39 protein-coding genes are annotated in these 26,389 nt (G+C 56.1%); 30 read left to right on the top strand and 9 right to left on the bottom strand.

Features of this window, described 5'->3' with window-relative positions; all coding sequences use genetic code 11:
* Positions 1–118 precede the first annotated feature (118 nt).
* Positions 119–1,339 (top strand): cation:proton antiporter, encoded by a 1,221-nt coding sequence (locus I4V53_RS02375; protein ID WP_195983787.1) that lies wholly within the window; start codon positions 119–121, stop codon positions 1,337–1,339.
* 71 nt (positions 1,340–1,410) lie between these two features.
* Here the strand turns inward: I4V53_RS02375 and I4V53_RS02370 are convergent, their stop codons facing one another.
* The 9 genes from I4V53_RS02370 to I4V53_RS02330 form a co-directional block, all read right to left on the bottom strand.
* Entirely contained in the window at positions 1,411–2,289 is an 879-nt protein-coding gene (locus I4V53_RS02370) for an NAD-dependent epimerase/dehydratase family protein (protein ID WP_195983786.1), read from the bottom strand.
* Positions 2,290–2,307: 18 nt separating this feature from the next.
* Complete coding sequence (locus tag I4V53_RS02365) at positions 2,308–3,432, bottom strand: bifunctional chorismate mutase/prephenate dehydratase (RefSeq protein WP_195983785.1); 1,125 nt, start codon at positions 3,430–3,432, stop codon at positions 2,308–2,310.
* Positions 3,429–4,544: a chorismate synthase gene (gene aroC, locus I4V53_RS02360; RefSeq protein ID WP_195983784.1), complete on the bottom strand. Its 1,116-nt coding sequence runs from the start codon at positions 4,542–4,544 to the stop codon at positions 3,429–3,431. The genes I4V53_RS02365 and aroC overlap by 4 nt, the downstream gene beginning before the upstream one ends.
* Entirely contained in the window at positions 4,525–5,793 is a 1,269-nt protein-coding gene (gene aroA, locus I4V53_RS02355) for a 3-phosphoshikimate 1-carboxyvinyltransferase (protein ID WP_195983783.1), read from the bottom strand. Before aroA ends, aroC begins: the two co-directional genes overlap by 20 nt.
* Complete coding sequence (aroB, locus tag I4V53_RS02350; protein ID WP_195983782.1) at positions 5,786–6,847, bottom strand: 3-dehydroquinate synthase; 1,062 nt, start codon at positions 6,845–6,847, stop codon at positions 5,786–5,788. The genes aroA and aroB overlap by 8 nt, the downstream gene beginning before the upstream one ends.
* Positions 6,848–7,684 (bottom strand): prephenate dehydrogenase, encoded by an 837-nt coding sequence (locus tag I4V53_RS02345; RefSeq protein ID WP_195983781.1) that lies wholly within the window; start codon positions 7,682–7,684, stop codon positions 6,848–6,850.
* A 339-nt stretch (positions 7,685–8,023) separates the two neighbouring features.
* Positions 8,024–9,055, bottom strand: coding sequence for a 3-deoxy-7-phosphoheptulonate synthase (gene aroF / locus I4V53_RS02340; RefSeq protein WP_195983780.1), 1,032 nt, complete (start codon positions 9,053–9,055; stop codon positions 8,024–8,026).
* Positions 9,056–9,383: 328 nt separating this feature from the next.
* A complete protein-coding gene (locus I4V53_RS02335) occupies positions 9,384–9,896 on the bottom strand; it encodes a shikimate kinase (RefSeq protein WP_195983779.1) in 513 nt (170 codons plus the stop codon).
* Positions 9,893–10,777, bottom strand: coding sequence for a shikimate dehydrogenase family protein (locus I4V53_RS02330; RefSeq protein WP_195983778.1), 885 nt, complete (start codon positions 10,775–10,777; stop codon positions 9,893–9,895). The genes I4V53_RS02335 and I4V53_RS02330 overlap by 4 nt, the downstream gene beginning before the upstream one ends.
* Positions 10,778–10,999: 222 nt before the next feature.
* Here I4V53_RS02330 and acpP point away from each other — a divergent pair, with 222 nt between their 5' ends.
* From acpP to map, 29 genes are all read left to right on the top strand, one after another.
* Positions 11,000–11,227 carry an acyl carrier protein gene (acpP, locus tag I4V53_RS02325; RefSeq protein ID WP_050698929.1) on the top strand — a complete coding sequence of 76 codons (228 nt, stop codon included), beginning with the start codon at positions 11,000–11,002 and terminating at the stop codon, positions 11,225–11,227.
* A gap of 150 nt (positions 11,228–11,377) precedes the next feature.
* The gene (locus I4V53_RS02320; protein ID WP_195983777.1) at positions 11,378–11,575 is read left to right on the top strand and encodes a hypothetical protein; all 198 of its coding nucleotides are present in this window, start codon (positions 11,378–11,380) and stop codon (positions 11,573–11,575) included.
* Between the two features lie 26 nt (positions 11,576–11,601).
* On the top strand, positions 11,602–13,038 hold the full coding sequence (gene proS / locus I4V53_RS02315; RefSeq protein ID WP_195983776.1) for a proline--tRNA ligase: 1,437 nt from the start codon (positions 11,602–11,604) through the stop codon (positions 13,036–13,038).
* A gap of 65 nt (positions 13,039–13,103) precedes the next feature.
* The gene (locus I4V53_RS02310) at positions 13,104–13,610 is read left to right on the top strand and encodes a PH domain-containing protein (protein WP_195983775.1); all 507 of its coding nucleotides are present in this window, start codon (positions 13,104–13,106) and stop codon (positions 13,608–13,610) included.
* 158 nt (positions 13,611–13,768) lie between these two features.
* On the top strand, positions 13,769–14,041 hold the full coding sequence (locus tag I4V53_RS02305) for a hypothetical protein (RefSeq protein WP_195983774.1): 273 nt from the start codon (positions 13,769–13,771) through the stop codon (positions 14,039–14,041).
* A gap of 441 nt (positions 14,042–14,482) precedes the next feature.
* Positions 14,483–14,794 carry a 30S ribosomal protein S10 gene (rpsJ, locus tag I4V53_RS02300; RefSeq protein ID WP_038325938.1) on the top strand — a complete coding sequence of 104 codons (312 nt, stop codon included), beginning with the start codon at positions 14,483–14,485 and terminating at the stop codon, positions 14,792–14,794.
* Positions 14,795–14,863: 69 nt separating this feature from the next.
* Positions 14,864–15,496 carry a 50S ribosomal protein L3 gene (gene rplC / locus I4V53_RS02295; protein WP_195983773.1) on the top strand — a complete coding sequence of 211 codons (633 nt, stop codon included), beginning with the start codon at positions 14,864–14,866 and terminating at the stop codon, positions 15,494–15,496.
* 17 nt (positions 15,497–15,513) lie between these two features.
* A complete protein-coding gene (gene rplD / locus I4V53_RS02290; RefSeq protein WP_195983772.1) occupies positions 15,514–16,137 on the top strand; it encodes a 50S ribosomal protein L4 in 624 nt (207 codons plus the stop codon).
* Complete coding sequence (rplW, locus tag I4V53_RS02285) at positions 16,137–16,427, top strand: 50S ribosomal protein L23 (protein ID WP_050698921.1); 291 nt, start codon at positions 16,137–16,139, stop codon at positions 16,425–16,427. The genes rplD and rplW overlap by 1 nt, the downstream gene beginning before the upstream one ends.
* A 94-nt stretch (positions 16,428–16,521) precedes the next feature.
* Positions 16,522–17,355 carry a 50S ribosomal protein L2 gene (gene rplB / locus I4V53_RS02280; RefSeq protein WP_050698920.1) on the top strand — a complete coding sequence of 278 codons (834 nt, stop codon included), beginning with the start codon at positions 16,522–16,524 and terminating at the stop codon, positions 17,353–17,355.
* Positions 17,356–17,381: 26 nt separating this feature from the next.
* Complete coding sequence (gene rpsS / locus I4V53_RS02275; RefSeq protein ID WP_050698919.1) at positions 17,382–17,663, top strand: 30S ribosomal protein S19; 282 nt, start codon at positions 17,382–17,384, stop codon at positions 17,661–17,663.
* A 20-nt stretch (positions 17,664–17,683) separates the two neighbouring features.
* Entirely contained in the window at positions 17,684–18,025 is a 342-nt protein-coding gene (gene rplV, locus I4V53_RS02270; RefSeq protein WP_050698918.1) for a 50S ribosomal protein L22, read from the top strand.
* A gap of 19 nt (positions 18,026–18,044) precedes the next feature.
* Positions 18,045–18,710 (top strand): 30S ribosomal protein S3, encoded by a 666-nt coding sequence (gene rpsC, locus I4V53_RS02265; RefSeq protein WP_050698917.1) that lies wholly within the window; start codon positions 18,045–18,047, stop codon positions 18,708–18,710.
* A complete protein-coding gene (gene rplP / locus I4V53_RS02260) occupies positions 18,710–19,135 on the top strand; it encodes a 50S ribosomal protein L16 (RefSeq protein ID WP_050698916.1) in 426 nt (141 codons plus the stop codon). Before rpsC ends, rplP begins: the two co-directional genes overlap by 1 nt.
* Positions 19,135–19,341, top strand: a complete 207-nt coding sequence (rpmC, locus tag I4V53_RS02255; protein WP_050698915.1) for a 50S ribosomal protein L29 — start codon at positions 19,135–19,137, stop codon at positions 19,339–19,341. The genes rplP and rpmC overlap by 1 nt, the downstream gene beginning before the upstream one ends.
* 19 nt (positions 19,342–19,360) lie before the next feature.
* A complete protein-coding gene (gene rpsQ / locus I4V53_RS02250; protein ID WP_195983771.1) occupies positions 19,361–19,618 on the top strand; it encodes a 30S ribosomal protein S17 in 258 nt (85 codons plus the stop codon).
* 32 nt (positions 19,619–19,650) lie between these two features.
* Positions 19,651–20,019, top strand: coding sequence for a 50S ribosomal protein L14 (gene rplN, locus I4V53_RS02245; RefSeq protein ID WP_050698913.1), 369 nt, complete (start codon positions 19,651–19,653; stop codon positions 20,017–20,019).
* A gap of 15 nt (positions 20,020–20,034) precedes the next feature.
* Positions 20,035–20,355, top strand: a complete 321-nt coding sequence (rplX, locus tag I4V53_RS02240; RefSeq protein ID WP_195983770.1) for a 50S ribosomal protein L24 — start codon at positions 20,035–20,037, stop codon at positions 20,353–20,355.
* 13 nt (positions 20,356–20,368) lie between these two features.
* Positions 20,369–20,908 (top strand): 50S ribosomal protein L5, encoded by a 540-nt coding sequence (rplE, locus tag I4V53_RS02235; RefSeq protein WP_050698911.1) that lies wholly within the window; start codon positions 20,369–20,371, stop codon positions 20,906–20,908.
* Positions 20,909–20,920: 12 nt separating this feature from the next.
* The gene (locus tag I4V53_RS02230; protein ID WP_050698910.1) at positions 20,921–21,106 is read left to right on the top strand and encodes a type Z 30S ribosomal protein S14; all 186 of its coding nucleotides are present in this window, start codon (positions 20,921–20,923) and stop codon (positions 21,104–21,106) included.
* 24 nt (positions 21,107–21,130) lie between these two features.
* Positions 21,131–21,529, top strand: coding sequence for a 30S ribosomal protein S8 (gene rpsH, locus I4V53_RS02225; protein ID WP_050698909.1), 399 nt, complete (start codon positions 21,131–21,133; stop codon positions 21,527–21,529).
* A 16-nt stretch (positions 21,530–21,545) separates the two neighbouring features.
* Positions 21,546–22,094 carry a 50S ribosomal protein L6 gene (gene rplF, locus I4V53_RS02220; protein ID WP_195983769.1) on the top strand — a complete coding sequence of 183 codons (549 nt, stop codon included), beginning with the start codon at positions 21,546–21,548 and terminating at the stop codon, positions 22,092–22,094.
* Positions 22,095–22,108: 14 nt separating this feature from the next.
* The gene (rplR, locus tag I4V53_RS02215; RefSeq protein WP_050698907.1) at positions 22,109–22,468 is read left to right on the top strand and encodes a 50S ribosomal protein L18; all 360 of its coding nucleotides are present in this window, start codon (positions 22,109–22,111) and stop codon (positions 22,466–22,468) included.
* A gap of 57 nt (positions 22,469–22,525) precedes the next feature.
* A complete protein-coding gene (gene rpsE / locus I4V53_RS02210; protein WP_154666566.1) occupies positions 22,526–22,993 on the top strand; it encodes a 30S ribosomal protein S5 in 468 nt (155 codons plus the stop codon).
* A gap of 15 nt (positions 22,994–23,008) precedes the next feature.
* Positions 23,009–23,188, top strand: coding sequence for a 50S ribosomal protein L30 (gene rpmD, locus I4V53_RS02205; protein ID WP_050698905.1), 180 nt, complete (start codon positions 23,009–23,011; stop codon positions 23,186–23,188).
* 19 nt (positions 23,189–23,207) lie between these two features.
* The gene (gene rplO, locus I4V53_RS02200; RefSeq protein ID WP_195983768.1) at positions 23,208–23,648 is read left to right on the top strand and encodes a 50S ribosomal protein L15; all 441 of its coding nucleotides are present in this window, start codon (positions 23,208–23,210) and stop codon (positions 23,646–23,648) included.
* A 1-nt stretch (position 23,649) separates the two neighbouring features.
* Complete coding sequence (secY, locus tag I4V53_RS02195) at positions 23,650–24,984, top strand: preprotein translocase subunit SecY (RefSeq protein ID WP_195983767.1); 1,335 nt, start codon at positions 23,650–23,652, stop codon at positions 24,982–24,984.
* Positions 24,985–24,999: 15 nt separating this feature from the next.
* Entirely contained in the window at positions 25,000–25,632 is a 633-nt protein-coding gene (locus I4V53_RS02190; protein WP_195983766.1) for an adenylate kinase, read from the top strand.
* 2 nt (positions 25,633–25,634) lie between these two features.
* Positions 25,635–26,387 (top strand): type I methionyl aminopeptidase, encoded by a 753-nt coding sequence (gene map, locus I4V53_RS02185; RefSeq protein ID WP_195983765.1) that lies wholly within the window; start codon positions 25,635–25,637, stop codon positions 26,385–26,387.
* Positions 26,388–26,389: the final 2 nt, after the last annotated feature.

Raw genomic sequence — 26,389 nt, 5'->3', positions numbered from 1 at the left:
AAAATTCCCCCGAAGGCACTCGGATTTTGTCAGGTCTTTCATTGACAATTGCCCCTTCTGAGTCGTAAACTTTAATTTGTTGAAAAATTATGAACGAGATATGAGGGGGACTTGAACAATGTCGTACGACTTTTTCCTGGATTTGGGAATCATTGTGATTGCGGCGAAGCTGTTTGGAATTTTATTTCGGAAAATTCACATCCCGCAGGTGGTGGGAGAGATCGTCGCGGGCCTGATCATCGGCCCGAATGTATTGGGAATTGTGGATTCCAGCGAGTTTTTGGTCAAGATGGCGGAGATTGGCGTCATCATGCTGATGTTTGTGGCCGGACTGGAAACCGATTTGAAAGAATTGAAAAGCACCGGCGGCCCCGCTTTCCTGATCGCCTGCATGGGCGTTCTGGTGCCGCTGGGCGGCGGATACCTGCTGTACTCCCTGTTTAACGGCTTTGCGCCGGCGATGTCGGAAGGCTTCTTTAAGGCGGTGTTCATCGGTGTGATCCTGACCGCGACGTCCGTCAGCATCACGGTGCAGACCCTGCGCGAGATGGGACGGCTGAAGGGCAAAGTGGGAACGACCATCCTGAGCGCCGCGATCATCGACGACGTGATCGGGATTATCCTTTTAACCTTTGTTGTCGGTATGAAGGACCCGAGCGTCAACCCGAGCAGCGTGCTGATCAATACCGGCCTGTTCTTTGTCTTTGCGGCGGTGATCGGTGTGGTCTGCTATTACTTCTTCAAATGGCTGGATAAGCGGTATCCGCGCCAGAGAAGATTGCCGATCTACGGCTTTGCTCTCTGCCTGATCCTGGCCTATGTCGCGGAGCGTTTCTTCGGCATCGCGGACATCACCGGCGCGTATCTGGCGGGCATTATCCTCTGCAATGTGCGCTCTTCGGAATATATTGTCGAGAAGGTGGACGTCAACGCCTACATGCTGTTCGGCCCGATCTTCTTTGCCAGTATCGGCCTGAAGACGGAGATTAAGGGCATGACCCCCACGCTGCTGGTATTCTCCCTGGCGCTGGTGGTTGTGGCGCTGGCGACCAAGATTGTCGGCTGCGGTCTGGCGGCCAAGGTTACAAAATTCAACTGGAATGAATCTCTGAAGATCGGCGTGGGCATGATGACGCGCGGCGAGGTTGCGCTGATCGTTGGCCAGAAGGGTTTGGCTGTTGGTTTGCTGGAGCCGGTTCTCTTCAGCGCCATCATCATTCTGATTATTGTTTCCTCCATTATCACACCGATTATCCTGAAGGTCCTGTACCGGAAGGACCCGCCGGCAGAGGTGGAAACAAAGGCGGTTCCGACCCCGGTAGCCGCAGCGCAGGCGTAAACCACTATATTTAGATATAAAGAAATCCCCGCACAGTCTTGCAGATTTTGCAAAGCTGTGCGGGGATTCTTCTATATTGAAACGCGAGCCTGTTGGATAAGCGCATCCAACAGCGTGTAAATCCAGTCATCCAGGTTGGAAAAGAGGAATCCCAGGCGACGCGATAGGGCCGTATCGATGGAATAGGGGCCGGTTCCATTGTAGGGAGCGAGCAATCCATTTGGATCGAGAACCGCCCGCGAACCGGTCTGCCTTTCTACATATTGCAGGATTTCCCGAATCGAAATAGTCCCAACGCTCGCCCCGTTGAGCGAGCCGGTGTAGTCCTGCACGGCGGCCCAGGCGAGAAAGCGCCCCGCCTCCTGCGCGTGGACAAACGCCATCTGCGCGTCCAGGTTGTCAACATACACAGGAATTCCTTTGATGGTATTTTCCACGTAAAAATACAGCCTCCGGGTGTAGTCGTCCTCCCCGATGACAAAGGGAAACCGGACGGCGACGGCGGGAACCGACGGGTATATCTGGCGCAAAGCTGCTTCTGCCTGCTGCTTACATGCGGCATAGGAATCGTCCCCTCTGGCACACCATTTGAGAGGAATTTGCAGGGGATCAAAGTCCGCCTCTGTGGTATGAAGCGTCAGCGGTTGGTAGACCACAGTGGAAGAAGTCATAACATACCGGGATGGATGATACGAGTCCAACAGCGCGCGCACATCGTTGGAGGTATAGGCCAGGCTGTCGCAGACGACATCGAAGGACTTTCCTGAAAGGGCCTCGCAGATACAGTCTGCGTCCGTCCGTTCCAGTACGATGCGTTCCACGGTACCGCCGAAGGGGTCCGGTGTCTGTCCCCGGTTTGCAATGGCAACGGAGTGCCCCTGCGCGAGCAGCGCGGAGACCATATGCTTGCCGAAAAAGCGTGTGCCGCCTAAAACCAGAATGCGCTTCATGGAAAGACCTCCCTGTTTTTATTCCTGCTCCAGATAGTTGCCGAGGAAGGAAAAGCGCGGAAGCTCGTCGCTCAACGCGGCAATCAGGTCGAGCGTGTGCGGTTCCAGCACATTGCCGGTAAAGTCGAGGTAAAAATCGTATTCAAAGGTTTTGCCCGCGATGGGACGGCTCTCGATCTTCGTCAGGTTCAGCCCCGCGGCGGCAAAACGCGCCAGAACGCCGTGCAGCGTGCCGGTGCGGTGCGGCAGGGAGAAGCACAGGCTGATCTTGTTCGCGCCCTGTGGGATGAACATCCGGCGGCTGATGGCAATGAAACGCGTGCAGTTGTTGCTGCTGTTCTGAATGTCCTTTGCCAGAATATGCAGGCCGTATTCCTGCGCGGCGGGCTCGGAACAGATCGCCGCCGTACCGGGCTGCCGCTCCTGCGCAACCTTTTGGGCCCCCGCTGCCGTGGCGGAACAGGGGATCGTCTGCAAATGATGTCTTGCAATAAAATTGGAGCACTGTGCGATCGGCTGCGGATGGGAGTAAGCGATACGAACGTCCTCTATTTGGACTCCTTCCGGCGCCGCCAGGCAGTTGTGGATGTGCAGCGTTTCCGCCGCTACAATATAAAAGCGGTATTTTAAGATCAGGTCATACACTTCACTGACGGAGCCCGCAGAGGAATTTTCTACGGGCAGCACGCCGAGATCGGCCTCCCCGCCGGCGACGGCGGCAAAGATCGCCGCAAAGTTGTCAAAGAAAAGCGGTTCGGCCTGCGGATACATCCCTTTGACGGCCTCGTGGGAAAACGAGCCGTTGACGCCCAGGCAGGCGATGCGGTCGGTCTTCACCGGAACGGGCTCCGCGTTCTTCACCAGTTCGCGCAGTTCTCTGCCGCTGCCCAGCAGGTTGTGCTGGAGCGCACGGCTCATATCCATCAGAGTGGCGTAGAGCATGCGGGCTTCTCCGGCGTAACGGTCTGCCCGCTGTGCCATGGAGTCGAGAATTTCCTGCTCGCGCACGGAATTGAGTACGGGAAGGTTTTGTTCCCGTTTGATTTCCGCCACCTGCTTGGCACAGTCCATGCGCTTGAGGAACAACGGAAGCAGCTGACTGTCGATTGCGTCAATTTCTCTGCGAACCTCTTCCAACGTCATGCGCGCCAGCCCCCTTCCGCATTGCCGCCCGTCAGGATGCCGTCAAAGTTCATCAGCGCGACAGCCGCCGCGGCTTCCACCACGGGGACGGCGCGCGGCACAATGCAGGGATCGTGCCGTCCGTGGACGGATAACACCTGCTCCTGTTTGGTCTGCAAATTGACGCTTTGCTGGTTCTGGCTGATGGAAGCCGTCGGCTTGATTCCCACGCGGAAAACCATCGGCATGCCGGTGGTGATGCCGCCCAGAATACCGCCTGCGTGATTGGTGCGGGTGCGGACCGCGCCCGTTTCGTCATAGTAGAACGGATCATTGTTTTCGCTGCCACGCAATGCGCAGGAGCCAAAGCCGTCGCCGAATTCCACCCCCTTGACGGCAGGGATGCCGAACAGGATGGAGGAGAGCACCGGCTCGATGCCGCCGAACAACGGTCCGCCGATGCCTGCGGGCGCGCCCGTAATCGCGCATTCCACAACGCCGCCGACGCTGTCCTGCGCCATGCGCGCCTCTTCGATCAGCGCGCGCATCTCTTCCTTTTTCTCCACGTCGATGACCGGGAAGTACGCGGCGGAGAGCTCCTCCAGCAGCTGGTCCGGAATCTGTGCCGGGTCAAACGGGATGTCGAAAATATTGGCGACGGACGCCACATGCCCGCCGATGCGGATGCCGCGCCGCGCCAGAATCTGGCGGCAGACGGCGCCGGCAAATACGAGAGGCGCGGTCAGACGGCCGGAGAAATGGCCGCCGCCGCGGATGTCGTTGCAGCCATGGTAAAGGAGATAAGCCGGGTAATCGGAATGGCCGGGACGCGGGACGTCCAGCAGATTGCCGTAGTCCTGCGAACGCGTATTGGTATTTTCAATCACGGCGCAGAGCGGTGCGCCCGTCGTGGTGTGGTTCAGCAGGCCGCTGACCACCCGCGGGAAATCGCTCTCTTTGCGCGGCGTGGCGGATTTATCCTGTCCGGGTGCGCGGCGCCGCATCTGCTCCAGAACGGCGTCCATGTCGATCGGTTCGCCGGCGGGCAGGCCGTCGATCACAACGCCGATGGCAATGCCGTGGCTCTCTCCAAAGATCGAAATTTTGACTTTTTCACCCCATGCTGATGACATCTGCTTTTCCTCCCAGTCTGTTGTAATCCGCAAAAAAGGCGGGATAACTCTTGTTGATGCTCTCCGCGTCGGTGATGGTGACCGGCCCGTCCGCTTTCAGAGCGGCAATGGACAGGGCCATCACAATGCGGTGGTCGTTATAGCCTTCGACTGTACCGCCGTGCAGGCGCTCCACGCCGTCGATCAGCAGGCCGTCGTCCGTTTCCCACACCTGTGCGCCCAGACGGTTCAGGCCGTCCGCCATCGCGGCGAGGCGGTCGCTCTCTTTGATGCGCAGCCGTGCCGCGTGGTAGATGCGGGTGCGGCCCTTGGCGAGCGCGGCTGTGGCTGCCAGAATGGGGACAAGATCGGGAATCTGCGCGGCGTCAATGTCCATTCCGTATAATTCATTTTGTTCTATACATAAAGTTTCGCCTTTCCAGGCAGATTTTGCTCCAAAAGCGGTAAAAAGCGCTTCTGCGGCGCGGTCGCCCTGCGTAGAATCCCGTTTCAATCCGTCGATCGAAAGGGAACCGCCCAGCGCGCCGGCGGCCAGAAAGAACGCCGCCTGCGACCAATCCCCCTCTACCCGGAAGTCCCGCGCACAATAGCGTTGTCCGCCGGGGACGCGCCAGCCGTTTTCAACCGGCTCTACAGTAACGCCAAATGCTTGCATGGCCTCCAGCGTCATATCCACATAGCCTGCGCTTTCCAGCGGTGAGGAAAGCTGGATGACGCTGTTTCCCTCCAAAAGAGGGCAGGCGAGCAGCAAACCCGTGATAAACTGGGAACTGATATTTCCAGGCAGTATAAAATATCCAGATTTTAACGTTCCGTTAATTGAAAGCGGCAGCCCGCCTTCGGTTCGGCAGGAAACGCCGTGTTCCGGCAGCAAATCCAGATAAATGCCGATGGGCCGTTCGGGAAGGCGGCCATGTCCGGTGAACGTTGCCTGCATCCCCTGGGCGGCGCAGATGGGAACCAAAAAGCGCAGAGATGAACCGCTTTCTCCGCAATCAATCTCCGCGCTTTTTTGCGGCGCCTTTCCGGCGTTCACCCGGTAGACGGATCCGTCAGCCGTAATTTCCGCCCCCAGCGCGCGGGCCGCCTCCGCCGTCACGCGGATGTCGTTGGATTCCGCGATGGGGGAAAGCAGGCTTTCGCCGTTTGCCAATGCGGCGCACAGGATGGCCCGGTGTGCCGCGCTTTTGGAACAGGGGACGGCCACGGTCCCATTTAAAGCGGAAGGCGTAATGACAACGTTATGCATGGCAGCCCTCCGCCAGAGTGGCGAGCTCCGTGCGCGACACCGTATGCACAAAGCTTTCTCCGATTTTTTTCAGTAACACAAGGCCGATGGAGGAGCCGCTGCTCTTTTTATCCGACGCCGTCGCAGCGACGATTTGTTCCAGCGGCAGATCACTGGAGGTGGGCAGCCCGTACTTTTGCAGTACAGCAATGATCTGTTCCGCTGTCCCCTGTTCCGTCAACCCGGCGTTTTCTCCCAACCGCGCCATCATCACCATGCCGATGCCGACCGCTTCCCCGTGGGACAGGCCCTCGTAATGGTGCAGCTTTTCCAGCGCGTGGCCGAAGGTATGCCCAAAATTGAGCAGCGCGCGCTCGCCGGTGTCGAACTCGTCGCGCTCCACCACATCCCGTTTGATGTCCACACAATGATAGATGATTTCCTCCATACTGGCGCGGAGGTCCTCCGCCTGCGCGATGCGGTCGAACAGCGCCCGGCTCCTGATGCAGCCGTATTTGATCACCTCGCCCATGCCGTCCGCAAAGTAATGCGCGGGCAGAGTGGAGAGCGTGTCCGGGTCGATCAGCACAAAGGAAGGCTGATGGAACGCGCCCACCAGATTTTTACCCTGCGGCAGGTCCACGCCGGTCTTGCCGCCCACGGAGGAATCCACCTGGGACAGCAGGGTGGTGGGGACCTGTACAAACGGGATACCGCGCAGGTAAGAGGCGGCGGCAAAGCCCGCCATATCGCCCGTAACGCCGCCACCCAGCGCGACGATGAAGTCGCTGCGGGTGACGTGGGCTTCCGCCATGTGGGAGTACATGTCCTCAATGGTGTGCAGCCGCTTGGAGGCTTCCCCTGCGGGGAACGCGCAGCTGGTGACAGAGAAGCCCGCGCCGCGCAGGGAGGCGGAGACGCGTTCCAGATAAAGCGGCGCGACGTGGGTATCTGTTACGACAACCGCCTTCGCGCCGGGGTGAAAAAGAGAAGCGCAGCGCGCGCCGGTCTGGTCCAGCGCGCCGCGTTCAATCCATATTTGATAGCTTTTTGAGGTGTTTACGGTCAGTTCCATTTATTCGCCAAGCCTTTCTTTGATTTCCCGGCCCTGCCGCAGCAGGCCGCGCAGGGTGTCCGCGTCGCGCTGCCGGACCGCGCTGCTGATGCGGGTGATATTCTCGATCAGGATGTCCAGTTCGGTGGTCAGGGCGTCCGCGTTGTCGAGGAACAGCTCCGTCCAAAGCGTCTCGTTGATGCGCGCCACGCGGGAGACGTCGCGGTAGCTGCCGGCGGAAAAGCCGTTGTGCTCCGGGCAGCGCGGGCTCATCACATAGGCGCAGGCCAGCACATGGGGCAGCTGCGACGTATAGGCAATCATCGCGTCGTGGTGTTCCGGCGTGCTGACCACCGTGCCGCCGAAGCCCAGCTCAATCGCGATGGCCTTGAGCGTGTCCACCGCGCGCAGGGGCGCCCCGCAGGGAACGATGATGTAGCTGGCCCCGTCAAAGAGGTCTGCGTCGCTGGCGGCAAAACCGTTCTGTTCCTTGCCCGCCATGGGGTGCCCGCCGACAAAGGTAAAGCCGAACTGCGCCGCCAGCTTCGGCAGGTGCGCGCAGATTTCCGTTTTGATGCCGCAGGTGTCCGTCACAATGCAGGAGGGGGGGATTTTTGCGCCGTGTTCCCGGATAAAGTCGATGTCCGCCTGCGGATACAGGCAGAGAAAAAGCATATCCGCGTTTTGCAGCTCCTCGTCTCCGGCGGCCCGGTCGATCGCGCCGCATGCCAGAGCGGTGCGCAGGACCTCCGGATCGCGGTCCGTGCCGGTGACGGTGCATTCGCTGTATTTTTGGAAGGCTTTGGCCAGCGATCCGCCGATCAGACCAAGCCCGACGATCATAATATTCTGTTTCATTTAGACGCCTCTTTCCGCAAAGCCCCACACAGGAAAACGCTTTGCCGCTGTAATCCAATATAGTATAGCAAATGCGGGAGGGGTCCGTCAATTCCGGGGAAGGCGGGGGTTCCCCTTATTGCGCCCATGGTTTATAGAAAATCCCGAAATATCCACGCGCAACAAAAAATGGACTGTTATGGCTTTCCTATTGTTCTGCGCAGAGATTTCCTCGAAATCAGCTGTTTTTTATTACATTAAGAAAATCGTTTAGATTTTCCACCTCTGGAAGTAACAAAAAATCTATTTCTGCCAGGTGAACCGGAACGCACTCAGAAACCGAAATGACACAGCTGTTTTTTATTCCGCGCGCTCCAGACGGGACAGCGCTTCCTTGCTGCGGAGGATATGCGCGGCGATGCGGTCGAACTGGTCGGGGGTGAGGGACTGCGCGCCGTCGGAAAGCGCCTTGGCCGGGTTGTTGTGTACCTCGATGATCAGGCCGTCCGCGCCCGCGGCAACCGCCGCCATGGCAAGCGGCTCCACCAGCCAGGAGATGCCGCCCGCGTGGCTCGGATCGACCACGACCGGCAGGTGGGAAAGCTTTTTGAGAATCGGGATGGCGGAAATGTCCAGCGTGTTGCGGGTGTAGGTTTCATAGGTGCGGATGCCGCGCTCGCACAGGATGACCTGGTCGTTGCCGCCCGCCATGATGTACTCGGCGCTCATCAGCAGCTCCTCAACGGTGCTGGACAGGCCGCGCTTCAACAGGATGGGTTTGTTGATCTTGCCCAGCGCCTTGAGCAGTTCAAAGTTCTGCATGTTGCGCGCGCCCACCTGGATGATGTCCACGCCCTCTTCCTCGAACAGCGGGATATGCGCGATGCTCATGATCTCGGTCACGATGGGCAAACCGGTTTTCTCCTTCGCCTTTTTGAGCAGCTCCAGGCCCTCTGCCTTCAGACCCTGGAAGGCGTAGGGAGAGGTTCTTGGCTTGAACGCGCCGCCGCGCAGGAAGGTTGCGCCCGACGCTTTGACACGCTCCGCTACCTCGCAGATCTGTTCCTCGCACTCTACGGAGCACGGGCCCGCCATCAGAGTCAGGCTGCCGTCCCCGATCTTCTGCCCGCCGGGCAGGGTGATTACGGTATTATCCGGATGGAATTTCCGGTTCGCTTTTTTATACGGTTCCTGCACACGCTTCACGCTTTCTACAAAATCCTGTGCGGCGATATAGTCGATGTCGATCGAGGTGGTATCGCCGATCAATCCCAATACGGTACTCTGCGTTCCCACCCAGGTATTGACCTTGACGTTATAGTCGTTCATCAGGCTTTCGGTAAAGCTTTTCACCTGGGGCTCCGTGCACTGCGGTTTTAATACGATAATCATGTTGATTCCCTCCGAATTTTAATTTATGTATGCAAAAAAGCGGAGCTGCGATGCAGCTCCGCTTAAAAACAGCCAGGTTACAATATGGGTATGCTTCGGCTATTTCCTTCTACGGGAGTCGTCACAGCGAATAAAATTGCATGCACAAAAATCCCACGCCCAAAAAAAGCGGGGATAGCCAAAGCTTGTAAATCGTGTTGTGTTTACAATTGTACGCATGATGAAACTCCTTATCAGGAAAAATCTTATTCGTATCATAATACGGGAGAAGGGGTTTGTCAAGAAAAGTTTTTTAAAAAATTGCAGAAGTTTTCCGCAAGGCTGCCGCCTATCCCTTCCGAACGCGGTCCAAAATCTGTGCCGCGACCTTCTCCACGGGATAGCCGCCTTCTACAATCAAATCCGCCGCCATGCAGTAGGCGGGCATGCGTCTGCGGTACAGGTCGGCGATAAATTGTTTCCGGTCCGGCCGCTGTAAAAGGGGACGGAAGGCGTCGTTTTTCAGCCGTTCCTGCAGGATGGAGAGCGGCGTATCCAGCAGGACGATGGAACCGTTTTTGCGGAAAATCCGGACGTTTTCCGCGCGCAGAAGGGTGCCGCCGCCCGCGGCGATCACCAGGCCCGTCCGGTTGGAAAGCGCTTTCGCGGCTTCCGTTTCCATGCGGCGGAACACTTCCTCACCCTGCTCGGCAAAGATGGCGCTAACGGTTTTGCCCTGCTGTTCCGCGATATAGTCGTCCAGATCGATAAACTGCATTTTAGCGAGCGGCGCCAGACGGCGGCCCACCGTCGTTTTACCGCTGCCCATAAATCCGCAAAGAATGATGTTCTTCTGTTTCATCGGAAAATCCGCTCCATTTCTGCAACCGCATCGCGGCAGAGCGCATCGGTATCCGCCGCGCGGAACTGCGCGCCGTGCCAGATTTCCTGCGCGGCGGCGGCCTGTCCCACTAGCATCGCCATACCGCCCACGGCCTTTGCGCCGTTTGCTTTGGCCCGTTTTAAGAGCAGCGTTTCGTCCGGATTGTAGACCGCGTCGAATACGGCGGCGCACCGTGCGATCACGGCGGCGGAAACCGGACAAGCGTCTGCGCGCGGGTACATGCCCGCGGGCGTACCGTTGACCAGGAGGTCGAAATCGCCGGAAAGAGCGTCCAGTTCCGCGGCGGCAATGCGGCCGTGCCTGCCTTCTTTGCGGAGCGCCTCCTCCAATTCCCCGCAGAGCGCCTGCGCGGCGGGAAAGCTGGAGGGACGTGCGGCGATGGTAATATCCGGCGTTTCCGCCGCGGCGAGCGCTTCAAAGGCCATCGCGCGGGAAACGCCGCCCGCGCCGAGGATGGCGATTCTGCCCGTCAGCGGAACGTCTGCGCCCGCCAGCGCGCGCGTAAAGCCCGCGCCGTCCGTCGTGTAGCCTATCAGGCGGCCGTTTTCATTTTTAACGGTGTTGACGGAATGAAAAAAGGCGGCTTTTTCATCCAGTGCGTCCAGATGAGGAATAATCGCCTGCTTATGGGGAATTGTGATGTTGAACCCGTCCAGTTCCCGCAGGCGGGGGGGAGAGGCTTCCAGTTCCTCGGGCGGAATATCCATCACAGCGTAGGATGCGGTCTGATGATGCAGTGCAAACAGGCGGCTGTGAATAAAAGGGGACATGGTATGAGCAATCGGATGGCCGATAACAGCAAATTGCTCAATTTCTGAATTCCGTTCGATTCTGTTCATGATGTGCTCCTTTGAGAAAATTTATAAAAATCATGGAATCGTATTGACAAAGCCGTGGATTGCTAATAATATGTTGTTAAGTCAATGGGGCGCCGGTAAAATTTGCCGGACAGCCTGGGGCAATTGTATCACACTTCGCGCTGCTTTGTCCACTTTCGACACCGAAAGAACGGCGGCGCTTTTGCATGTATGCCCACTCACAAATCAGAAGGAGGAAAAGACATGGTTCTGGAAAAGGTAAAAGCGATTCTGAGCGAGCAGTTCGATGTAGAGGAGGATTCCATTACTCCCGAAACTACCATCGCTGACGATCTGGGCGCTGATTCCTTGGACGTTGTCGATTTGCTGATGTCTATCGAAGACGAGTTTGAAATCGAAATTCCCGATGAAGAAATTGACAACATTAAGACGGTCGGGGAGCTCGTCAAGTACATCGAGGGGAATGTATAACCCGCAATACCGGTTTGTAATGAAATCCGCTGTGTGTTACACGGCGGATTTTTTACTTGAAAAGGGCAGGGCTTTCCTATATAATGAAATGTACCAATAAAAGCCCGGCGTTCCGATCAGACGAACGATTCCGGCAAAAGGGGGATCCACATGCGCATGTACATTCTTTCGGCGGCTGCGCCCGGCGCTGTGGACGCGGTGTTCTTGCTGCTGCAAAGCCTTTTGGGAATCGCCGTCATTATGGGATTGATCGGGCTGGTCCTTTGGGCAGTCGGCAGATTTGCCGGAAAGAAAGGGCAGGAGCATCCGCGGGAAGACGGGGATGAAAAACACGATAAACAGGCGTAACGGCCTGTGACAGAGGAGTAGACAGTATGGCGGATCAAAAGAAGATGGTGGAGGCAATCACTCCCATGGAGGAGGATTTTGCCAAATGGTACACCGATATTGTGAAAAAGGCGGAGCTGATGGATTACACCAGCGTGCGCGGCTGCATGGTCATCGAACCGTACGGCTTTGCCATCTGGGAGAATATCCGGGACAACCTGGACCGGCGCTTTAAAGAGCTGGGGCATGAGAATGTCTCCATGCCGATGTTTATCCCGGAAAGCCTTTTGCAGAAGGAAAAGGACCACGTGGAAGGCTTTGCGCCGGAGGTGGCCTGGGTGACCATGGGCGGCAGCGAGCAGCTTGAGGAGCGCCTCTGTGTGCGTCCTACCTCCGAGACGCTGTTCTGCGACCACTATGCCAAGGTGATCCACTCCTGGCGCGACCTGCCCAAGCTGTACAACCAGTGGTGCAGCGTGGTGCGCTGGGAAAAGACGACCCGTCCGTTCCTGCGCAGCGTGGAGTTCCACTGGCAGGAAGGCCACACCATGCACGAGACCGCCGAGGAGGCGATGCAGGAGACCGAGCAGATGCTCAAGGTCTACGCCGACTTCTGCGAGAGCGATCTGGCGATCCCTGTCATCAAGGGCCGCAAAACCGACAAGGAGAAGTTCGCGGGCGCTGAGGCGACCTATACCATCGAGGCGATGATGCACGACGGCAAGGCGCTGCAGAGCGGCACCAGCCACTACTTCGGCGACGGTTTTGCCCGTGCGTTCGACGTGACCTTTACCGGGCGCGACAACATGCTCCAGCATCCGCACCAGACCTCCTGGGGCATGAGCACCCGCATCATCGGCGGCATCATCATGACGCACGGCGACAACAACGGCCTGGTTCTCCCGCCGGCTGTGGCGCCGATCCAGGTCATGATTATCCCGATCGCCCAGCACAAGGAGGGCGTTCTGGATAAAGCAGGAGAACTGCTGGCACGCCTGAAGAAGAGCTTCCGCGTCAAGATGGATGATTCCGAACAGTCGCCCGGCTGGAAATTCGCACAGTACGAGATGAAGGGCGTTCCGCTGCGTCTGGAGATCGGCCCGAAGGATATTGAAAAGGGCCAGTGTGTCCTGGTGCGCCGCACGGACCGTGAAAAGGTTTTTGTGCCGTTGGAACATCTGGAGGAGGCCATCGCGGAGCAGCTGGAAATTGTGCGCAAGGGCATGTACGAGGCGGCGCTCGCCCGCCGGGAGTCCATGACCTACACGGCGGAAACGCTGGACGAGTTGAAGGAAATCGCGGAGAACAAGCCTGGCTTCATCAAGGCCATGTGGTGCGGCAGCCAGGATTGTGAGGAAAAGCTCAAGGATATTGCGGGCGTATCCTCCCGCTGTATGCCATTCGAGCAGGAGCACATCGCGGATACCTGCGTCTGCTGCGGCAAGCCGGCGAAGGAAATGGTTTACTGGGGCAAGTCTTATTGATCAGCCGCTGAACGGCGGCGCGGCGGGGAGTGGGAAGGAAGCTCCCCTGAAAGGGATGTATGAAGATGCGCAAGACCATTCCGCCGGAGGGAACAAAGTATTCCTCCAAAATTGACCGCTCTTTTTATGTTGTCATGGCGGTCACCGCCGTGATAGGCGTCGGCTGTCTGGCATATTACCTGTTTATACAGCACCTGCTGTTGGTGGGCCTGATCGGCACCTGGGCGTTGATCGCGCTGCTGCTGATCTTTCTGCCGCAGTACAGGGCAACCTATTATATCATCGGTGAAGACCGGCTGTTTATCAAAAACGGCTTCTTTGAAAAGGTAAATATCCTGTACCGCCAGTTGCTGGAGGTCTCGCAGGAGAAGGAAGAGAAGCTGAACGGGTATTCCAAGGTTGCCTTGAGCAAAGACCGCGTCTATATCCGCTACCGGGTCAAGAAGAAACAGTATCTGCTGGAGATCTCCCCGGAAGACAAGGAAGGCTTTTTAAAGGAGCTGGAGGCCAAACGTATTGCGGTGCCCAGCCGTAAGGCGGAGTCCGGCGCGATGACGGCGGCGGAGTCCTGATCGAGAATAGGGCCGTCTGAACATGTATGTTTTGCATCAATAAACGAGAATAATCCCCCCTGCCAGCGGCGGGGGGAATTATTGAATGCGGCTGATTGCTTTGAATTCAGCCGATTACTCCCTTCTCATGTATTTGAAACGGAAAGGTTGTGTTGGAATTGAAACGGAACGCTTTATGGCTGGCAATCTTGTTCGGCGCCCTCGCGGCGGCCGGGATGACGCTGAACCGGATGAAAAAGCCGCCCCAAGTCCGTCAGGGGGACGCGCACGTCGCGATCATCGGCGGCGCGGACGGGCCCACCGCTATTTTTGTGGCGGGAAAATCCGTCCCGTGTATCTGGCGCGTGTTTTGGGTGCGGACCTGCCTGGCGGTCTCCCGTTTTCAGCAGTGGCGCGTCCGGCGCTGGCGGTCCCGCCAAAAGAGGCGGTAAAACGCCCGAACCGCGCATTTTGCCTTACTTTTCTGCCCCTGTTGCCGCTCTTTTTCTCTTTTCACGGGAGGACTGTCAGATTATCTAAAAAAACACCAGGAATTTCTTGCAAAAAAGAGAAAATAAGTCTTGCACTGTACCTGCATCTATGGTATTATAATTGAGCGTGACTGCGACAGATATGCGTTGAAGCGGGAGGTTGCGGCTGAAAGATGCCGGTTTTTCCGTGGAGTATGTCCGATTTTAAACCGGGCGACAGATATTTTGAGTAACGAGAGGATTGGGTTGCACTGCCTTTCTGCGCTCAGACGTTTTTTGCCTTCACCCGGATGCATCTTGCAAAAGATGGTCCGGTTTTTCAATGCCGGTTGGAGAAACACCCGGTTCCGTGTTAGGTTTTAAAAAACGCCGCCCGCCAACTACAATAAGGAGGCGATTCAAGTGGCAGTCAAGGAAAAAATCAGGATCAGAATCAAGGGGTACGATCATCAGCTGGTCGACCAGAGCGCTGAAAAAATTGTACAGACAGCAAAGCGCACGGGCGCAAGGGTTTCCGGCCCGGTGCCGCTGCCGACGGAGAAGCAGATCATCACGATTCTGCGCGCCGTTCACAAGTACAAGGACAGCCGTGAGCAGTTTGAAATGAGAACCCACAAGAGATTGATCGACATCCTCAGACCCTCCAACAAAACCGTTGAGGCTTTGATGGGTCTGGAGCTCCCCGCAGGCGTTGAAATTGAGATCAAACTCTGATTTTAACCAACCAGCGGCCGAGGTCAAGTTGGCGAAAGCCAACCAATAACCTGTACAGGAGGTAAAATAATGCAAAAAGGTATCATCGGCAAGAAGATCGGCATGACGCAGATCTTCGACGAAAACGGGAAAGTGGTCCCGGTAACCGTCATCGAGGCAGGCCCCTGCGTCGTCGCACAGAAAAAGACTGTTGAGAACGACGGCTACGCAGCGGTTCAGCTGGGTTACGGCGATCTGAAGGCCCACAAGGTGAACAAGCCCATGAAGGGCCATTTCGCCAAGGGCGACGTCGCTCCCAAAAGAGTCCTCCGCGAGTTCCGCTTTGAAAGCACCGATTCCTACAATGTAGGCGACCTGGTGAAGGCAGACGTCTTTGCCAACGGCGACAAGGTCGATGTCAGCGGCACCAGCAAAGGTAAGGGCTACGCCGGCGCGATCAAGCGCTGGAATCTGCACAGGCTCAAAGAAACCCATGGTTCCGGCCCTGTGGCCCGCCATGCAGGCTCCAACGGCGCCTGTTCCGATCCGTCCAGAGTGTTCAAGGGCAAGCATCTGCCGGGCCACCTGGGTGCGGAGAAAGTCACCGTCCAGAATCTGACTGTCGTCAAGGTGGACGTCGAAAACAACCTCATCGCCGTCAAAGGCGCGATCCCGGGTCCCAACGGCGGTACCGTCGTGATCCGCGACAGCGTGAAGGCGTAAGGGAAGGAGGAATTGGTATGCCTACAGTAGCAGTACTCAACACGGCCGGCAAAGAAGTCGAAAAGATGGACCTGGCCGAGGCTGTATTTGGAATTGAGCCCAATGTGAGCGTCATGCACGACGTAGTGAAAAACTACCTCGCCAACCAGCGCCAGGGCACACAGTCCGCGCTGACCCGCGCAGAAGTTTCCGGCGGCGGCAAAAAGCCGTGGAGACAGAAGGGCACCGGACACGCAAGACAGGGTTCCACCCGCGCGCCCCATTGGACGCACGGAGGTATCTCGTTTGCCCCGAAGCCGCGCAGCTACCGTTATACTTTAAATAAAAAGGTAAGACGCCTTGCAATGAAGTCCGCGCTGTCCAGCAAGGTTGCCGGCAACGACATGATCGTTCTGGACCAGCTGGCGATGGACGAATACAAGACAAAGACCATTGCAAACATGCTCAAGGCGATTGGCTCCGAGAAGAAGACGCTGATCGTTCTGCCCGAGCTGAACGGCAAGGTCGTCGCTTCCGCCGCGAACATCCCCGGTGTGAAGACCGCAATGGTAAACACCCTGAACGTTTACGACATCCTCAACGCCGACAAGTTTGTCGTTGTGAAGGACGCCGTCGCTCAGATTGAGGAGGTGTATGCATAATGGCAGCACAGGATATCGTTATCCGCCCCATTATTACAGAAAAAAGCATGACCGGCATCGGCATGAAAAAGTACACCTTTGAGGTTGCCAAAAGCGCCACAAAGATCGACATCAAAAGAGCGGTTGAAGAACTGTTCGGCGTGAAGGTCAGCAAGGTCAACACTCTGCATGTGAGAGGCCACCTCCGCCGCCAGGGCAGAACCGAGGGCTACACCCCGTCCTGGAAGAAGGCCGTCGTCACCCTGACAGAGGACAGCAAGACCATCGAATTCTTTGAAGGTATGATGTAATCTCCGGGCCGCGCGAGCGGCTTCCCGGGCCTTCGGCAACGTATGGGGCGTCGGCAGCGTCCCGCAAAGCCATCATGAGGAGTGTGAAACCGAAATGCCGATTATCAATTATAAACCGACAACCAATGCCCGAAGGGACATGTCCACCACGGACTACACTGGCCTTTCGAAAGTTGCACCGGAAAAGAGTCTCCTGGATTCCAAGAAGAACCACTCCGGCCGCAACAGCTACGGCAGAATCACCGTCCGCCACCGCGGCGGCGCAAACCGCAAGAAGTACCGCATCATCGACTTCAAGCGCCAGAAGGCGGATATGCCGGCCACCGTGCTCACCCTGGAGTACGATCCGAACCGCTCCGCGTTCATCGCGCTGGTTCAGTATGAAGACGGCGAAAAGAGATATATTATCGCACCGCACGGCCTGAAGGTCGGCGACGTGATCGTTTCCGGCACCGGCGCCGATATTAAGCCCGGCAACGCGCTTCCGCTTGCCAACATCCCGACCGGTACCTTCATCCACAACGTCGAGCTGTATCCCGGCAAGGGCGCGCAGCTTGCACGCGCAGCGGGCAACATGGCCCAGCTGATGGCGAAGGAAAACGGCATGGCGCTGCTGAGGCTGCCTTCCGGCGAGCTCCGCAACGTGCCGGCAAACTGCATGGCCACCATCGGCCAGGTCAGCAACATCGATCATGAGAACGTCAAGATCGGTAAAGCGGGCCGCAAGCGCCACATGGGCTGGAGACCGACGGTCCGCGGTTCTGTTATGAACCCGAACGACCACCCGCACGGCGGTGGTGAAGGTAAATCTCCGATCGGCCATCCGGGCCCGATGACCCCCTGGGGCAAACCGGCGCTCGGCTATAAGACGCGCGCCCATCATAACCGTTCCGATAAGTTTATCGTGAGACGCAGAAACGGCAAATAAGGCGTACGGAAAGGAGCTTGTGAATTATGAGCAGAAGCATTAAAAAGGGTCCTTATGTACAGCCTGTGCTGCTGAAAAGGATTCAGGAAATGAATGCGGCCGGCGAAAAGAAGATCGTGAAGACCTGGAGCAGAGCTTCCGTGATCTTCCCGGATTTCGTAGGCCACACCTTTGCGGTCCATGACGGCCGCAAGCATGTTCCGGTGTATGTCACCGAGGATATGGTCGGTCACAAACTCGGTGAGTTTGCACCCACCAGAACCTATAAGGGCCACGCCGGTTCCAAAACCACATCGCCGGGTAGATAACGGCCGAAAGGAGTATATACATGGAAGCAGAAGCAAGGGCTTATCTGAAATACGCCCGCATTTCTCCCCGTAAGGTATCCATCGTGCTGGATCTGATCCGCAATAAGCCGGTGGACGTTGCAATGGCTATCCTCAAGAATACCCCAAAGGCCGCTTGCGAATACCTTGAAAAGTTGCTGAAGTCGGCTATGGCAAACGCTGAGAATAACCATAACATGGATGTTTCCAGACTGTACGTGGCAGAGTGCTTCGTATGTCCGGGCCCGATCCTCAAGCGCATCCGCCCGAGAGCACAGGGACGCGCGTTCCGTATCGAGAAGAGAACTTCGCACGTGACCCTCGTGCTCAAGGAAAAAGAATAAGCAGAAGAGGAGGTAAACTATGGGCCAGAAAGTAAATCCACATGGCTTTCGTGTGGGCGTAATTAAAGATTGGGATTCCCGCTGGTTCGCGAAGGACAACGTTTTCGGCGATACGCTCGTTGAGGACTACAACCTGCGCAGAACGCTGAAGAAACAGCTTGCAGCAGCAGGCGTTCCGAAGATTGAAATCGAGCGTGACGCCTCCAAGGTGCGCGTTCATATCCATTGTGCAAAACCCGGCATGGTCATCGGCAGAGGCGGCTCCGAAATTGAAAAACTTCGTGTGCAGTGCGAGAAGATGCTCAAAAAGCCGGTTACGATCAATATTGTTGAAGTGAAGTCCCCGGACCTCAACGCGCAGCTGATCGCAGAGAACATCGCACAGCAGCTGGAGAAGAGAACTTCTTTCCGCCGCGCGATGAAGCAGTGCATCGGCCGTGCCATGAAGCTCGGCGCGAAGGGTATTAAAACCCAGGTATCCGGCCGTTTGGGCGGCGCTGAAATCGCCAGAACGGAACAGTACCACGACGGAACGATTCCGCTGCAGACCATCCGCGCGGACATCGACTACGGTTTTGCAGAAGCCGCCACAACCTATGGACGCATCGGCGTCAAGGTTTGGCTGTACAAGGGCGAGGTTCTTAACGACAACCGCAAGCCCCGCAGGGAAGGAGGCAGTAAATAATGCTGTTGCCTAAACGTGTAAAATACCGCAGAGTGCACCGCGGTCGTCTGACCGGTAAAGCATATCGCGGCAATAAGGTGACTTACGGTGATTTCGGCCTCCAGGCGATGGAGCCGGCATGGATCACTTCCAACCAGATTGAAGCAGCTCGTGTCGCCATGACACGTTACTGCAAGAGATTCGGCCAGGTCTGGATCAAGATTTTCCCGGATAAGCCGATCACAGAGAAGCCGGCTGAAACCCGCATGGGTTCCGGTAAAGGCTCCCCGGAGTACTGGGTTGCCGTTGTCAAGCCGGGCAGAGTCATGTTCGAGATTGGCGGCGTTCCGGAGGAAACCGCCAGAGAAGCATTGCGTCTTGCGTCCAACAAGCTGCCGATTAAGTGCAAGTTTGTTAAAAAGGAAGAAACGGGTGGTGAGCAGTAATGAAGGCCTCAGAAGTCAGAGATTTAACAACCGCGGAATTGGAAAGTAAGCTGAAAGACCTCAAGGCCGAGCTTTTCAACCTGCGTTTCCAGCTTGCCATTAATCAGCTCGATAACCCGATGCGTATTTCCGCTGTTAAGAAAGATATCGCGCGTGTAAAGACCGTTATTCGCGAGAATGAACTCAAGGACAGCGCGAAGGCGTAACGGAAGGGAGGATTAATCAGTGAGCGATAGAAATATGAGAAAAACGGCGGTCGGTAAAGTTGTCAGCAACAAAATGGATAAGACGATTGTCATTGCCATTGAGGACAGCGTCAAGCATCCGCTGTATAAGAAAATTATCAAACGTACCGTTAAGCTGAAGGCACATGATGAGAACAATGAATGCACAATCGGTGACCGCGTGCGTGTGATGGAGACCCGTCCGCTCAGTAAAGAAAAAAGATGGCGTCTCGTCGAGATTATAGAGAAGGCCAAATAAGCTTTTTGGCTTAAGCGAAGGAGGAACGCACTGTGATACAACAGCAGACCTACCTGAAAGTAGCCGATAACACCGGCGCGAAGGAGCTTATGTGCATCCGCGTTCTCGGCGGTACCGGCAGAAGGTATGCAAATATTGGCGACGTGGTCGTGGCTTCTGTAAAGAAAGCGGCGCCCGGCGGCCAGGTGAAAAAAGGCGACGTGGTCAAGGCGGTTATCGTCCGCACCGCGTTCGGCGTACGCCGTGACGACGGTACTTACATCCGTTTTGATGAAAATGCCGCCGTTATTATCAAGGAAGACAAAAACCCGAAGGGCACGCGTATCTTTGGACCCGTGGCGAGAGAGCTGCGCGATAAGGATTATCTGAAGATTCTGAGCCTTGCCCCGGAAGTACTTTGATGGAGGTGTTCCCAAATGAATAACAAAGTTCATGTTAAAACTGGTGACACCGTCGTCATCATTACAGGTAAAGATCGCGGCAAAAAGGGCAAGATCCTGGCCGTCAGCCCCAAAGAGGGCAAGGTCATCGTCGAGGGCCTCAACATGATCAGCAAGCATGTGAAGGCCCGCAAAATGGGCGACCAGGCAGGCATCGTTAAGGCTGAAAGCGCAATCTATGCCTGCAAGGTCCAGATTGTCTGCCCCCGCTGCGGCAAACCCACGCGTGTCGGCCACAAAATGTATGAGGACGGCACCAAGGAACGCATTTGCGTAAAATGCGGCGAAGCGCTGTAAGGGAGGATAAGACATGGCCAGACTTAAGGAAACTTATAGAAAAGACGTCGCTCCGGCACTGATGAAAAAGTTCTCCTACAAAAGCGTGATGCAGATCCCGAAGATCGAGAAAGTTGTCATCAACGTAGGAGCCGGCGAGGCGAAAGACAACGCCAAAGTAATTGACGCCATCGTGACCGATCTCTCCGCCATCACCGGCCAGAAGCCGATGATCTGTAAGGCAAAGAAATCCGTCGCAAACTTCAAGCTCCGTGAGGGCATGAATATCGGCGTAAAAGTAACCCTCAGAGGCGACAGAATGTACGAGTTCATTGACAGACTCTTCAACGTCGCCCTGCCCCGCGTAAGAGACTTCAGAGGCATCAACGCCAACTCTTTTGATGGCCGCGGCAACTACAACATGGGCATCAAAGAACAGTTGATCTTCCCGGAGATCGACTACGATAAGATCGATAAAGTCCGCGGAATGGACATCTGTTTCGTGACCACCGCAAACACCGACGAGGAATCCAGAGAGCTTTTGTCCCTCATGGGTGCCCCGTTTGCGAAATAAGGAGGGATTATTGTGGCCAAGACTTCTATGAAAATCAAGCAGAGCAGACCGGCGAAGTATTCTTCCCGCGCGTACAACAGATGCAAAATCTGTGGCAGGCCGCATGCCTATCTTCGCAAGTTCGGAATTTGCCGCATATGCTTCCGGGAACTGGCCTACAAGGGCGAGATTCCGGGTGTGAAAAAGGCCAGCTGGTAAAAGCTTAGCAAAGGAGGTAACGGTATGCAAATTACAGATACGATTGCTGATTTGCTCACCCGTATTCGCAATGCGGTTTCCGCAAAGCATGATTCCGTTGACATTCCCGCTTCCAACATGAAGAAAGCCATTGTCCAGATTCTGGTCGATGAGGGATATGTAAAGAATTTTACGGTTGTAGAGGACGGCAAACAGGGCATCATCAAGGTGAACCTAAAATATGGCGAGGGCAAGACGCCTGTTATCAAGGGTCTGCGCCGGGTTTCCAAACCGGGCCTTCGCATCTATTCCAGCGCTGAGGAGCTGCCCCGGGTCATGAAGGGCCTGGGCGTCGCCATCATCTCCACTTCCAAGGGCATCATGACCGACCGTCAGGCCCGTAAGGAAAATGTAGGCGGCGAAGTCCTCGCATTTATTTGGTAATTAAGGGGGTGCAGAAATGTCTCGAATTGGAAGAAAACCCATAAATATTCCCGCTGGCGTCAATATCAGCATTGACGGCAACGTCATCACAGTGAAGGGCCCGAAGGCGACCCTGACCCAGGCGTTCCATCCGAATATGAGCGTCGCGGTTGAGGGAAGCGAAATCCTCGTGACCCGTCCGAACGACGAAAAGCAAAACCGTTCTCTGCACGGCCTGACCCGTACGCTCATCGCCAACATGGTGGTCGGCGTAACGGACGGCTTTAAGAAAGAGCTCGACGTCAACGGCGTTGGCTACCGTGTGCAGAAGCAGGGCAAAAATCTGGTTATGAACCTGGGCTATTCCCATCAGGTTATCGTACCGGAGATCGACGGCATCACGATTGAATGCCCGTCCGCTAACAAAATTGTGATCCTTGGCTCGGACAAACAGAAGGTTGGACAGTTTGCCGCGGAAGTCCGCGAGAAACGCCCGCCGGAGCCGTACAAGGGCAAGGGTATCCGCTATGCTGGCGAATTTGTCCGTCATAAGGAAGGCAAGGCCGGTAAGGGCGCTAAGAAGTAAGGAGTGAATGACAAATGGTGAATAAGGCTGATACAAACAAAGCCAGATTGAACCGCCACAAGAGAGTGCGCGGCAAGATTTCCGGCACCGCTGAGTGCCCGCGCCTGAATGTATTTCGCTCTACCACAAACATCTACGCCCAGATCATCGACGATGTAAAAGGAGTTACCCTTGTGGCAGCTTCTTCCCTGGACAAAGAGTTCAATGGTAACGGCGGAAACAAGGAAGCCGCAAAAAAGGTTGGCGAGCTTATTGCCAAACGCGCCGCAGAAAAGGGCATTTCCAAGGTCGTATTTGACCGCGGCGGCTATATTTTCCACGGCCGCGTCAAAGAGCTGGCCGAAGGCGCCCGTGAGGGCGGCCTCAAGTTCTAAGAAGGAGGAATACTTTTGGCTAGATTTGACGCACCCAGACAGCAGTCTCAGGATGAGATGAAAGAACATGTTGTTGCAATCAACCGTGTCAGCAAGACTGTAAAGGGCGGCCGTATCTTCAAGTTCGCTGCGCTGGTCGTGGTGGGAGACGGCAAGGGCACGGTCGGTTTCGGCATTGGCAAAGCGGGTGAAGTTCCCGAAGCGATCCGCAAGGGCATCGAAGACGCGAAGAAGAACCTCATCAAGGTTGCGCTGCGCGGCTCCACCATCCCGCACGAAATCATCGGCGAATATGGCGCAGGCAAGGTTCTGATGAAGCCCGCCGCACCCGGTACCGGCGTTATCGCAGGCGGCCCGGTTCGTGCGGTCGTCGAAGCTGTTGGTATCAGAGATATCCGTACAAAGGCTCTCCGTTCCAACAATCCGTGCAATGTAGTCCGTGCAACGCTGGCCGGTATGGCACAGCTGCGCACCGCCGAAGAAGTTGCCGCCATCCGCGGTAAGTCGGTGCAGGATATTCTTTAAGGAGGGGGGAGCAAGATGGCACAGCTCAAAATCAAGCTGGTGAAAAGTCTCATCGGCAGTAAAAAGGACCAGATTGCAACCGCCCAGGCGCTTGGTCTGCGCAAAATCGGCGACGTTACCGTACAGCCGGACAACGATCAGACCAAAGGCAAGGTGGCCAAGATTATCCACCTCATCGAGGTAGTGAACGCGTAAGCAAGGAGGTGCGAGTAAAATGAATTTGCATGATCTAACCGCTACGCCGGGCGCCAAAAAGGCATCCAAGCGTATCGGAAGAGGACACGGCTCCGGCCAGGGCAAGACCGCAGGCAAAGGCCATAAAGGCCAGAAGGCCAGAGCGGGCCACGGCATGCGTCCCGGCTTTGAAGGCGGCCAGATGCCGCTGCAGAGACGTGTTCCGAAAAGAGGATTTAACAATATTTTTGCTAAAACCATCGTGGCAGTCAACGTAGGTACGCTGGAGAAGTTTGAAAACGGCGCGGTCGTTGACACACAGGCATTGATCGACGCGGGCATTGTGAAGCAGTGCTGCGACGGCATCAAGATTCTCAGCAACGGCAAACTGACGAAAAAGTTAACCGTGAAGGTCTCTGCCTATTCTGAAGCTGCAAAGCAGAAGATAGAAGCCGCCGGCGGGAAGGCAGAGGTGATCTGAATTGTTCAAGACAATCAAGAATGCCTGGAACGTCCCGGATCTTCGTAAAAAAATTCTGTTTACCCTGTTTATCATTGTAATCTTCCGTTTTGGCGCGACCATCCCGGTTCCGTTCCTGGATGTCAACGCGCTGAAAGGGTTGATGGGCACAGTGGGCGAGTCCGGCAATGCGCTGGGCTACCTGGATATGCTCTCGGGCGGTGCGTTCGCAAACGCGACCATGTTTGCAATGGGCGTCACCCCGTACATCAACAGTTCCATCATCATGCAGCTTTTGACGGTTGCCATCCCTCCGCTGGAGAGAATGGCGAAGGAGGGTGAGGAAGGACGTAAGAGAATTGCGACCATCACCCGCTATGTCACCGTCATCCTGGGCCTGGTTCAGGGTACCGCTTACTATTTCTATCTGCGCAACAGCACATATCAAGGCGCTCCGATCGCCCTGTATACAAGCGGCTGGGAGCAGGTATTCGCAGCGATCGTGATCATCCTGGCATTCACCGCCGGTACGGCGATGATGATGTGGATGGGCGAGCAGGTCAACCAGAAGGGTATCGGCAACGGTATCTCCATTCTGTTGTTCTCTGGTATCGTGGCAAGACTGCCGCATACCATCCGCCAGCTCGGCCAGTATATCAGCGCTGCCATCGAGGACCCGACCAACTACGGCAAGTTCTATTTCCTTGTCCCGCTGTTTGTCGTGATTTTCCTCCTCGTTATCTGGGTTATTGTCTTTATGAACGATTCTGAGCGCCGTATCCCGGTCCAGTACGCCAAGCGCGTGGTAGGACGCAAGATGTACGGCGGCCAGAGCAGCCATATCCCGATCAAGGTTGCAATGTCCGGCGTTATGCCGATCATCTTCGCAAGCTCGATCCTTTCCATCCCGAGCACCATCCAGCTCTTCATGGGCGGCAATGCGGCGACCGGTTTCTGGAAGTCCTTCTTTGACGCCTTCTCTTCGACCGGCTGGCTGTACTCGGTTCTGTATTTCCTTCTGATTATCATGTTCGCTTACTTCTATGTAACGATCCAGTATAATCCGATTGAGATGGCCAATAATCTTCGTCAGAACAACGGTACGATTCCGGGCATCCGTCCCGGCAAGTCCACTTCTGATTTCATCGCAAAGATCCTTTCGAAGATCACGTTGATTGGCGCGCTGTTCCTCGCTCTGATTGCTCTGCTGCCGATTATTTTCGGCGCGGTTACCGGCATGCACAACCTGACCCTGGGCGGTACCTCCGTCATCATTCTGGTTGGCGTTGCGCTGGAGACCATGAAGCAGATGGAATCTCAGTTGATGATGCGCCATTATAAGGGCTTCCTTGACTGATAAGGAGGAAATCATATGAATCTGATTCTTCTCGGCGCTCCCGGCGCCGGTAAAGGCACACAGGCTGAAGTGATCTGTGAGCATTTGAACATTCCCGCGATTTCCACGGGTAACATTATCCGTGAAGCGCTGAAGAGCGGCACTGAGATGGGCCTGAAGGCAAAGTCCTTCATGGATGCAGGCAAGCTCGTGCCCGACGAGGTCGTGATCGGCATCATCCAGGAGCGTTTGGCGAAGGATGACTGCAAGAACGGCTTCGTACTGGACGGTTTCCCGCGTACCATTCCCCAGGCCGAGGCTCTGGACAAAATGGGCATCGTCATCGACAAAGTCATCGATATTGAAGTTGCCGATGAAAAGATCGTGGAGCGTATGTCCGGACGCCGTGTCTGCGAGAGCTGCGGTGCCAGCTACCACCTGCTTTACAAGAAGCCGGAGGAAGAAGGCAAATGCGGCAAATGCGGCGGCACCCTCGTTCAGCGCAAGGATGACCATCCGGATACAGTGAAAGAACGCCTCAATGTCTACCACGAGCAGACAGAGCCCCTGAAGGACTACTACGAAAAGCAGGGTAAGCTCTGCATCGTGGAAGGCCAGGAGGAAGTGGCGGATACCACCAAGCTGACGCTTGCTGCGTTAGAGGCGTAATCATGATCGTGCTGAAAACCAGCCGCGAACTCGCAATCATGCGGGAAGCGTGCAGGATCTCTGCAAAGGCACTGAAGCTGGCCGGCGAGGCGGTCGAACCCGGGGTTTCCACCTGGGAGATCGACCGTGTCGTCCGCCGTGCAATCGAGGAAGAGGGCGCTAAGCCAAACTTCCTCGGGTACGGCGGGTTTCCGGGCAGTGCATGTATATCTGTAAACGACGTGGTGATCCACGGCATACCCCGTAAGGACATCATCCTCAAACAGGGCGACATTGTCAGCATTGACACAGGCGCCTTTTATGAGGGATTCAACGGCGACAACGCGTGGACGTTCCCCTGTGGGGGCGTCAGCGAAGAAGCCCGGCGCCTTATGGACGCGACACGCGAAAGCCTCTTCGAGGGCATCAAGGCCGCACAGGCCGGCGCCCGCATCGGAGATATTGGCAGTACGGTGCAGCGGTATGTCGAGGCTCGCGGTTACTCGGTGGTACGGGATTTTGTCGGCCACGGAGTGGGCGCGAAACTGCATGAAGACCCCAGCGTTCCCAATTACGGCACGCCCGGCAGAGGCGTGCGCCTGTTACCAGGCATGACCATTGCGATTGAACCAATGATCAACGCCGGTGTAAAGGAAGTCAAGACGTTGCAGGACGGTTGGACGACCGTCACCGTCGATGGAAAACTTTCCGCGCACTTTGAGCACACCATCGCCATCACCCCGGATGGACCGGTGATTATGACCATGCCGGAATAAAA

This window comes from Clostridium sp. D33t1_170424_F3, assembly GCF_015667585.1.
In the GTDB taxonomy this organism is placed as follows: domain Bacteria; phylum Bacillota; class Clostridia; order Oscillospirales; family Acutalibacteraceae; genus Anaeromassilibacillus.
Note: the sequence above shows the minus strand (reverse complement) of the source record. Positions and strands in the feature narration are given on the sequence as shown.